We start from the raw sequence: 1,133 nt of genomic DNA on the forward strand, positions 1-1,133 counted from the left end.
CTCACGCCCACACCCACCCCTATCACGCCGCTGACCAGCGCCGATGAGCACCGGCAGAGCTATCCACAGCTGCCGTATCCGTGTGCAGCGGGAAACATTTCAGCTTGGCACAACCGCGGGTGTAGTCCACCCGTCTCCTCCGGTCGGATTGGCTTAAACCTTCCAGTCAAATGGGTCACATGACGATGGTTTATTGAATCAATAAGAAACTCTTGTTGGTCGAGCCGTTGACCCATCACGTAGTCTCTTGTTCGTCCGAAGATTCCTAGGACACTCATTCGCCGATCATTACTGGGGGACAGGTGAACAAGTCCGACTACTTCGACGAACGCGCCACGGTGGAGTGGAGCGCTCCTGGGAATGTGCCGGAAAGCCTGGCCGAATTATCTAGGCCCTACCCGATTCTTCGGTACGCGCAGGTCCTGAAGGAGATCAGGAAGTTGTCGTCCGGCATCGGAAACGCGTACTAGCAGATTCAATTCGGTCGGCTGGTGAAGAAATTCCTCGGGGAACTCGCCGCCGAGCTCGGGCTGCCGGAGGGTCATTTTTCCGTCGACACTTCGGGTGACCCGCTGCTGGTGCGGGAGGGCACCGGGCAGCACTGGATCCTGCCCACTCACTTCGAGGGCGGCGCCTACTTCAGCGCACCGTTCGGTAAAGGCAGCGGGATCAACGCGGGCGGCGACATCACCATCGGCGACGGTGCCTGGCTGTCCCCTGGCAGCCCGCTGCTGCGCCAAGACCACAGCGCCTACGGCCGACCGTCGATCGGGGCGCGCACGGTGTCCATGACCCATCAGCCCGGAATAGTGCTCCGCGACTACGCCTGGATGGGGCATAAAGCATGCCGGAGGGCAACATGCACAACATCCAGCCGATGGACTACATCGTCGCTGTGGGAGCTTTCTTGGCTCTCCCGGTGATCGTGGTCGCAGTAATCGCTATTGGCGTCATAGCCTTCGTTGACGAGGTACTGCTTCGGAGGAAGCGTTTAAGCCTCCGCCGTCAACGAGAAGAAGGATAAGAGTGCCCGGCAGTCCGGTGACGCTGGCAAGACTGGTGTCACTGGTGTGCCGCAGGTGGCGGGTAGAGGACGACTTCCAGGACGCGAAGGAGGTCTGCCACCTCGACAA

The 1,133-nt window shown here is 60.2% G+C and carries 2 protein-coding genes; both read left to right on the top strand.

Annotation, left to right across the window (positions count from 1 at the left end):
* Positions 1 to 302 precede the first annotated feature (302 nt).
* Complete coding sequence (locus AB0L95_RS42245) at positions 303 to 470, top strand: hypothetical protein (RefSeq protein WP_365172005.1); 168 nt, start codon at positions 303 to 305, stop codon at positions 468 to 470.
* A 21-nt stretch (positions 471 to 491) separates the two neighbouring features.
* The gene (locus AB0L95_RS42250; RefSeq protein ID WP_365172007.1) at positions 492 to 923 is read left to right on the top strand and encodes a hypothetical protein; all 432 of its coding nucleotides are present in this window, start codon (positions 492 to 494) and stop codon (positions 921 to 923) included.
* The last annotated feature ends 210 nt before the right edge of the window (positions 924 to 1,133 follow it).

Origin of the sequence: Streptomyces sp. NPDC052036, from assembly GCF_040680495.1 — a bacterium.
Lineage (GTDB): Bacteria > Actinomycetota > Actinomycetes > Streptomycetales > Streptomycetaceae > Streptomyces.